Annotated in this window: 9 protein-coding genes and 3 tRNA genes; 7 read left to right on the forward strand and 5 right to left on the reverse strand. The window is 73.1% G+C overall.

Annotated features, from left to right (window positions below; all coding sequences use genetic code 11):
- The first annotated feature begins 251 nt into the window (after nucleotides 1-251).
- Both ACFW2E_RS37045 and ACFW2E_RS37050 read left to right on the forward strand, forming a co-directional pair.
- Nucleotides 252-1,313, forward strand: a complete 1,062-nt coding sequence (locus ACFW2E_RS37045; RefSeq protein ID WP_384473488.1) for a phosphotransferase — start codon at nucleotides 252-254, stop codon at nucleotides 1,311-1,313.
- Between the two features lie 80 nt (nucleotides 1,314-1,393).
- Nucleotides 1,394-1,717 carry a zf-TFIIB domain-containing protein gene (locus ACFW2E_RS37050; protein WP_384473491.1) on the forward strand — a complete coding sequence of 108 codons (324 nt, stop codon included), beginning with the start codon at nucleotides 1,394-1,396 and terminating at the stop codon, nucleotides 1,715-1,717.
- A 53-nt stretch (nucleotides 1,718-1,770) separates the two neighbouring features.
- On the opposite strand, the gene ACFW2E_RS37055 is transcribed toward ACFW2E_RS37050, so the two are convergent.
- The 3 genes from ACFW2E_RS37055 to ACFW2E_RS37065 all read right to left on the reverse strand — a co-directional run bounded on the left by ACFW2E_RS37055 (nucleotide 1,771) and on the right by ACFW2E_RS37065 (nucleotide 2,028).
- Nucleotides 1,771-1,842: transfer RNA gene (locus ACFW2E_RS37055), tRNA-Val, on the reverse strand.
- Between the two features lies 1 nt (nucleotide 1,843).
- Nucleotides 1,844-1,917 (reverse strand) — tRNA-Cys (locus ACFW2E_RS37060).
- A gap of 38 nt (nucleotides 1,918-1,955) precedes the next feature.
- Nucleotides 1,956-2,028, reverse strand: a tRNA-Gly gene (locus ACFW2E_RS37065).
- Between the two features lie 177 nt (nucleotides 2,029-2,205).
- Between ACFW2E_RS37065 and ACFW2E_RS37070 the strand changes: the two genes are divergently transcribed.
- From ACFW2E_RS37070 to ACFW2E_RS37080, 3 genes are all read left to right on the forward strand, one after another.
- Complete coding sequence (locus ACFW2E_RS37070; RefSeq protein ID WP_384473494.1) at nucleotides 2,206-3,249, forward strand: chorismate-binding protein; 1,044 nt, start codon at nucleotides 2,206-2,208, stop codon at nucleotides 3,247-3,249.
- Nucleotides 3,246-4,067 (forward strand): aminotransferase class IV, encoded by an 822-nt coding sequence (locus ACFW2E_RS37075; RefSeq protein WP_384473496.1) that lies wholly within the window; start codon nucleotides 3,246-3,248, stop codon nucleotides 4,065-4,067. Before ACFW2E_RS37070 ends, ACFW2E_RS37075 begins: the two co-directional genes overlap by 4 nt.
- Nucleotides 4,068-4,140: 73 nt before the next feature.
- Nucleotides 4,141-4,965, forward strand: a complete 825-nt coding sequence (locus ACFW2E_RS37080; RefSeq protein ID WP_384473499.1) for a GNAT family N-acetyltransferase — start codon at nucleotides 4,141-4,143, stop codon at nucleotides 4,963-4,965.
- A 2-nt stretch (nucleotides 4,966-4,967) separates the two neighbouring features.
- On the opposite strand, the gene ACFW2E_RS37085 is transcribed toward ACFW2E_RS37080, so the two are convergent.
- Complete coding sequence (locus ACFW2E_RS37085; RefSeq protein WP_384473501.1) at nucleotides 4,968-5,492, reverse strand: DsbA family protein; 525 nt, start codon at nucleotides 5,490-5,492, stop codon at nucleotides 4,968-4,970.
- A gap of 202 nt (nucleotides 5,493-5,694) precedes the next feature.
- On the opposite strand from ACFW2E_RS37085, the gene ACFW2E_RS37090 reads away from it, so the two are divergent.
- Nucleotides 5,695-6,138 carry a hypothetical protein gene (locus ACFW2E_RS37090; protein WP_384473504.1) on the forward strand — a complete coding sequence of 148 codons (444 nt, stop codon included), beginning with the start codon at nucleotides 5,695-5,697 and terminating at the stop codon, nucleotides 6,136-6,138.
- 167 nt (nucleotides 6,139-6,305) lie between these two features.
- Entirely contained in the window at nucleotides 6,306-6,458 is a 153-nt protein-coding gene (locus ACFW2E_RS37095) for a hypothetical protein (RefSeq protein ID WP_263206696.1), read from the forward strand.
- 70 nt (nucleotides 6,459-6,528) lie between these two features.
- Here ACFW2E_RS37095 and ACFW2E_RS37100 read toward each other — a convergent pair whose 3' ends face one another.
- Nucleotides 6,529-7,089 carry a CGNR zinc finger domain-containing protein gene (locus ACFW2E_RS37100; RefSeq protein WP_384473507.1) on the reverse strand — a complete coding sequence of 187 codons (561 nt, stop codon included), beginning with the start codon at nucleotides 7,087-7,089 and terminating at the stop codon, nucleotides 6,529-6,531.
- Nucleotides 7,090-7,270 lie beyond the last annotated feature (181 nt).

Raw genomic sequence — 7,270 nt, forward strand, 5'->3', positions numbered from 1 at the left:
GGCGGGGGGGGGCGGCCGCCCGACACAACGCCCGCGCGCGCGGGGTCCTGCCCCCGCCATAGCGCCGTTCCCGGGTTCAGCCGCTCCGGGCGTCGGTCCACTGCTGCGCGTGGGCTCCGGGCGGGAGTGACCCCTGACATACCGGGGGAGTGGGTGATGGCCCGGCCCCGGTGCCGTGGCCCGACCTCTCCGGACCCGGTCCGTCGGGTCCGCGTACGCTCGCCCACAGATCCGAGCCTCCGGGGGACCTCGTGACAGCAGACGTACTGCAGCAGCTGACCGCCGAGGCCGCGGCCGTGGCCCATCGCGGTGGAGCCGACTGTGCCTGTGATGTCGCCATGACCCTCGCCGACCGCCCGGACGCCGTCGTGGTCCGGCACGCCGGCGCCGTCGCCAAGGCCCACGACCCGCACACCGACCCCGCAGAGCTGGCCCTCCGTCTCGCCCTGGCCACCCGCCATCCGGACATCCTGCTGGCCCCGCTGGCCCCGGCCCCGGTCGCACTGCACGACCGCCTCGTGACGCTGTGGCCGTACGGCACCCCCGTGAGCGCGGACGACCCGGACGCGGCCCCCTGGGAGGCCGCGGCCGGTCTCCTGGCCCGCCTGCACCGGATTCCCGCCGCGGACCCCGCGCCCACCGACCGAACTCCCGGTGCCCCGTGCGCCCTTCCCGACGGGGCCTTCGCGTTCCCGGCCCCCCGGGGCCCGATGGCAGCCACCCTGTTCCCCGCGGCGGCCACCCCGCCCCCCATGCGTGGCCCGGCCAAGGCCGCCCGGGCGGTCGCCCGTCTGCGGGCGGCCCTCGCCGCGGCACCGGCTCCCCACCCGGCCGCACCGCCGATCCTGCGGGCCTGGGCCGCGCTCCCGGCCTGGGCGCGCGCGGAGGCCCCCATGACCGGTGCCACCACTGTCTGCCACGGAGACCTGCACCTCGGCCAGCTGGTCCGTCATCCGTCCCCGGACGGTCCCTGGCGGCTCATCGACGTCGACGACCTGGGCGTGGGCGCCCCCGCATGGGACCTGGCCCGGCCCGCCGCCTGGTATGCCTGCGGACTGCTCCCGCCCGACGAGTGGACCCGTTTCCTGAGCGCGTACCGCGCGACGGGCGGCCCGGCCGTACCGGCGGACGGGGATCCCTGGCCGGCCCTGGACGTTCCGGCACGCGCGCTGACCGTGCAGACCGCGGCCCTCTTCCTGGCCAAGGCGCTCGCGGCCGGCCGCGAACTGGACGAGGTGGAGCGGTGCCTGGTCGACGCCTGTGACCGAATGGATTCCGTACCAGCCGAGTTCTCGCACGCAATACCGAAGTAAGGTGCAACCGACCAGGGCCGGACTGAGTCTGTCCTGGGGAAACACCAAGCAGGACCGACCGGCGAGGAGTTGAGCCGACCATGCAGTGTCCGAAGTGCCATGCGCCGATGCACACCTATGACCGCAACGGCGTCCAGATCGAGCAGTGCAGCGGCTGCCGCGGCATCTTCCTCGACTACGGCGAGCTGGAGGCGCTGACCCGCCTGGAGTCCCAGTGGTCCAAGCCCGCCCCGCCGCCCCCGGCCGCCCCGCAGGCGTACCCGGCCGCTCCGGCCGCCCCGCAGGCGTACCCGGCCGCCCCGGCCTGGGGTGCCCCGCACGGCGGCCACCACGGAGGCCACTACGGCGGTCACGGCGGTCACCACCGCCACAAGAGCTTCGGCCACATGCTGTTCTCCAGCTGAGCCGGGCACGACGGAACCCCCGGCCGTACGAGAGGGCCGGGGGCTCTGGTGTGTGGACGATACTGGGATTGAACCAGTGACCTCTTCCGTGTCAGGGAAGCGCTCTCCCGCTGAGCTAATCGTCCTTGGAGGTGGAGACGGGATTTGAACCCGTGTAGACGGCTTTGCAGGCCGTTGCCTCGCCTCTCGGCCACTCCACCAGGAGTGTAGGGGATCGGGAAGACCCCTCGTTCCTTCGAGCGGACGACGAGGCTCGAACTCGCGACCTCAACCTTGGCAAGGTTGCGCTCTACCAACTGAGCTACGTCCGCCTGTCGGTTCGGTCCGCTTGCGCGTCCCGGCGACGTGTTGAACTCTAGCGGATTCCGGGGCCAGTACAAAAACGCGTTTGCGCAGCGTGCTGCGCTGCACCTACCGGAGGACGTGGCCAGGGCGCCGGCGGGACCTGCCGGGGCCACCCTCGCGACACCCGCCATAGACTCGACTGCGTGCTCCACCTAGCTCCTCTCGCCCGCTTCGGCGACCGCGTCGCCACCGGCCTTCTGGACGTCACCAGCGATCCCGCGGCCCTGGACTCCTCCGGTTTCTGGGCCGTCTGCGCGGACTTCGAGGGACACCTGACGTGCGCCCGCTTCGCGGAGGTAAGCGAGGAGCCGGTGCCCGCCCCGGTACCCGGGCGCTGGCACGGCCCGGCCGTCCGCGACTGGACGTCCTCCCTCGACCGTGCCGCGTACACGGCGGCCGTCCGCCGGATACGCGAGCACATCGCGGCCGGCGAGGTCTACCAGGCGAACCTCTGCCGGGTGCTCTCCGCGCCGGTCGCGCCCGGCGCCGACGTGGACGACCTGACCGCGCTGCTGGCCAGGGGCAACCCGGCGCCGTATGCAGGAACGATTCGGCTTCCGGGGCACGGCGTCGAGATCGCCACGGCCTCGCCAGAGCTCTTCCTGCGCCGCGACGGCCGGACCGTCGAGTCCGGGCCGATCAAGGGCACCGGACGCACCGAGGCGGACCTCCTGGAGAAGGACTACGCCGAGAACGTGATGATCGTGGACCTGGTCCGCAACGACATCGGGCGTGTCTGCGCCACCGGCAGCGTGAGCGTCCCCGACCTGTGCGCCGTGGAGAAGCACCCCGGCCTGGTCCACCTCGTGTCGACCGTCCGCGGCGAGCTCCGCGACGGCGCCGGCTGGCCCGAACTGCTCGCCGCCGCCTTTCCGCCCGGATCCGTCACCGGCGCGCCCAAGTCGAGCGCCCTGCGGATCATCGAGGCCCTGGAGACGGCGCCCCGCGGCCCGTACTGCGGCGGCATCGGCTGGGTCGACGCCGACCGGGGCACCGGCGAGCTGGCCGTCGGCATCCGTACCTTCTGGATCGACCGCGCGGCGGGCGCCCTCAGATTCGGCACCGGCGCCGGCATCACCTGGGGATCCGACCCCGAGGGCGAGTGGCGGGAGACCGAACTGAAGGCGGCCCGGCTGCTCGCGGTAGCGTCGGGGACGTACGAGGAGAGCGGAGGGGTTCTCAAGTGAAGATCTGGCTGGACGGCGGGCTGCAGGACATCGAGTCGGCCCGTGTCTCCGTGTTCGACCACGGGCTGACCGTGGGCGACGGCATCTTCGAGACGGTGAAGGCGGCCGACGGCAGGCCGTTCGCGCTCACCCGCCACCTGGACCGGCTCACCCGCTCGGCCCGGGGACTCGGGCTGCCCGACCCCGACCACGACGAGGTGCGCCGCGCCTGCGAGGCCGTCCTGGCGGCCAACCCGATGCCGCTCGGCCGGCTGCGCATCACCTACACCGGCGGCCACGGCCCTCTCGGCTCCGACCGCGGTGAGCACGGCCCGACCCTGGTGGTCGCCCTCGGCGAGACCGGCCGCCGCGCCGATTCCACCGCCGTGATCACGGTCCCCTGGACCCGTAACGAGCGGGGCGCGCTCACCGGCCTGAAGACCACCTCGTACGCCGAGAACGTCGTCGCCCTCGCCCGCGCCCACCGGAGCGGCGCCTCCGAGGCGCTGTTCGCCAACACGGTCGGGCAGCTCTGCGAGGGCACGGGCTCCAACGTCTTCGTCGTCCTCGACGGCGAGATCCACACCCCGCCGATCGCCTCCGGCTGCCTTCCCGGCATCACCCGTGCCCTGACCGTCGAGTGGACCGGCGCCAAGGAGACGGACCTGCCGCTGGACGTGCTCGAACGCGCCGACGAGGTCTTCCTGACGTCCACGCTCCGGGACGTACAGGCCGTGCACCGCGTCGACGGCCGTGAACTGCCCGGTGCACCGGGACCGGTGACGGCCAAGGCGATGCGGATCTTCGACGAGCGGTCCGCGGACGACCTCGACCCCTGACCGCCCCGGCCCTTCCCCGAAGCCCTCGGATATTGGGCTGCTCCGGTCCCCGGGAACGGGTAGAACACCCGTGATGACCACGACCCTGCGGCCGACCGAGCCGCTTCAGCGTGCCGCCGACGGGGCGCTGTCGCGCCACTTCCGGGTGTGCGTGAACAGCCGTCCCGTCGGTGCGGTGCACCTCTCCACGCACCCTGTCTTCGGGCCCTCCGTAGCCCGGATCGAGGATCTGCGCATCGAGGAGCCCGACCGCGGGCGCGGCCGGGGCGCGGTGGCCGCGCTCGCCGCCGAGGAGGTGGCGCGCGGCTGGGGCTGCAAGCGCGTCGAGATCCTGGTGCCCGCCGGGGCCGGGGGCGCGCTGCGGCTCGCCACGGCGCTCGGGTACGTCCACCGCAACCGCGGCATGGAGAAGCCGCTCCACGACACACCGCCCGCACTGCCGGCGGGCAGCCGGGGCCGGCCCATGACCGAGGCGGAGTACGGGCCTTGGCTGGAGCACGCGCTCGTCGACTACGCGCAGAGCTGGATCGACCGTGGCGTGCCCGAGGGCGAGGCGCGGGCCAAGTCCGAACGGGACCACGCGACGGAGCTGCCCGAGGGGCTCGCGACCGGGAACATGCTGATCAGCGTGCTGGAGCACGAGGGAGACAGGGTCGGGACCCTGTGGCTGTCGCTCGCCGGGGAGACGGCGTTCGTCCTGGACGTGGAGACCGCCGAGCACGCCCGCGGACGGGGACACGGGCGCTCCCTGATGCTCCTCGCGGAGGCCCAGGCGATCACCGCCGGGAAACGCGTCCTGGGCCTCAACGTCTTCGCGGGCAGCACCCCGGCCGAGCGGCTCTACGAGTCGCTGGGATACGCGCCGACGTCCTACACGATGTACAAGAACCTGCTCTGAGGTCAGGCCTGCGCGGCCAGCAGCCGGTCGGCGATCTCCTCGATGCGCTCGCGCAGCCCCTCCTGGCTCTTGCCGCCGTCGAGGCGTTCGCCGCCGATGACGTACGTCGGGGTGCCCGTCACACCGATCGCCTTCCCCTCGGCCTGGTCGGCGTCCACGATCAGGATGTGCCGGCCGTCGATCAGCGCGGTGTCGAACTCCTCGGCGTCCAGGCCGAGTTCACCGGCGACCTCGACCAGGAAGCTCTCGCCCCCACGGTCCAGCTCCTCGACCCGGCCCAGTACGGCCTCCACGTACGGCCAGCCCTTCCCCTGCTCCAGTGCCTCCTCGGCGGCCTGCGCGGCGGCGAAGGCGTGCTTGTGCTTCTCCAGCGGGAAGTGCCGCAGCCGCAGCTCCAGCCGGTCGCCGTAGCGGGCACGCAGTGCGCGGAGGTCGTCCAGGGCGGTGCGGCAGTCAGGGCACTGGAGCTCGCACCACACCTCGAGAACGGGAACGGGGCCGGTGCGTGCGGGGGAGGAGTCGCTCATGGGCCCAGTCTCCCAGGCACCGCTCCCGGGACCGAATCGGGACCGTGCGCCGGTGACCGGCACCTGGGGAGGAGGCGACCCGGAGATGTCCCTGATGTCGGGACGGACCATGGCATCACGGGTACGGGGCGGTGCAGGATGGAAAGGGACGAAGCGCGCGCCGCGCCGCGTCCCGCCCGACCGAGCACGCCAGGAGGACCGGATGATTGCCGAGACCGTCTGTTCCGCCGTGTCCGCGGCCGGCCTGGGCATCGCGGCGGTCACCGCCTACCGCAGGCGTTTCCTGGCGGCCGCCCGCATCGCGGCCTACTCGCTCGTTCCCGTCGGCCTGGTGATGACGGGTGTGGTCGGCTGGCTGGCCGACACCGCGCTCAGCCCCACGGCGTGGGCGGGCTTCGGTGTGCTGGGCCTGGCCTGGGTCCTCTTCTCGACCACGCGCGTCGTCGAACGCCGGCGCGGCGGCACCCGCGCGGAGCGCAGGGCGGCCCGCAGCGCGCAGCGGGACGCGGCGGCCCCGGCGGCCTCCGCGCCCTCCCTCGGCCCGGCGACCCGGCCCACGGGCCGACCCACGACCGCCTCCCGTGGATCCGACTCCGCGGACGACTTCAGCGACATCGAGGCCATCCTCAAGAAGCACGGCATATGACAAGTCGCGCGACGGACTGAAACGACACAGTGCGTCGGCACCACGGCCGGAAATGATCATGGCCTGACCCGAACCGAACCGGACATCACGGAATTCGGCGAACTCCCGCATCCAACGGGCGTGTTGATCGCGCGGAAGGTGCTCCCTGCGTCATCATCGCCCGCGAGATGCTGGACACGACACAGAGCGACGCCGCGCCGCCGAAGGACGAGCCGCGCGGATGCCTCTTCGCCCTTTCCCAGCCACCGCTGATGATCTTCCTTGCGGTGATCGGGTGTCTGCTCCTCATGGCCGCGCTGCACGACCTGCTGTGGCTTTGAGCCGTACACACCCCTCCCGGCGCCACCCGCCGGGACGGGTGTCGGCATCGAGTGGGACCGCCCCCGGCAATCAGCCGGCCGCCTCCTTGCGCCGGGCCCGGTACGCGGCCACATGCAGCCGGTTTCCACAGGTACGGCTGTCGCAGTAGCGGCGCGAGCGGTTCCGGGAGAGATCGACGAAGGCACGCCGGCAGTCGGGGGCCTCGCAGCGCCGCAGCCGCTCCTGCTCCCCGGCGACCACGAAGAAGGCCAGCGCCATCCCGCAGTCGGCCGCGAGGTGGTCGGCCACGGAGGCGCCGGGCGCGAAGTAGTGCACGTGCCAGTCGTAGCCGTCGTGATCGGTGAGCCGCGGGGTCGTGCCCGCGGCGGCGACCAGCTCGTTGATCAACCCGGCCGCGGACCGGGCGTCAGGGGCCGCGAAGATGCCCGCGAACCGCCCGCGGATCTTGCGCACCGCCGACAGATCGAACTCCGACAGGACCCCGACATCGCTGATTTTGTGCGTTCGCACGAAATCCCGGAGGGCGGCGACATCCGGCAGTCCGTCCGTCGTCGCGTCGTCCTCCGGCACGGTGTTCACCAGATCCACCACGGTGTCGAGGGCGCACCGGGTGTCGTGGGTGATCAGCACGTTTCGCTCCCTGGCCTGTGGGTCGGGCAGGCGCCCGCCGATGCTGGCCGATGGTAGTGGCTGCCTGCCGGTAGAACGGCCCCGCGCCCGCCCGGGGTGCCCCCCGCGCCCGTCGGGTGCCCCAGGGGGCCCCGGCCCCCCCCCCCCCCCCGGCGGGGGGGGGGGGGGGGGGCGGGCGGGG

Source organism: Streptomyces sp. NPDC058964 (assembly GCF_042741275.1).
Lineage (GTDB): Bacteria > Actinomycetota > Actinomycetes > Streptomycetales > Streptomycetaceae > Streptomyces.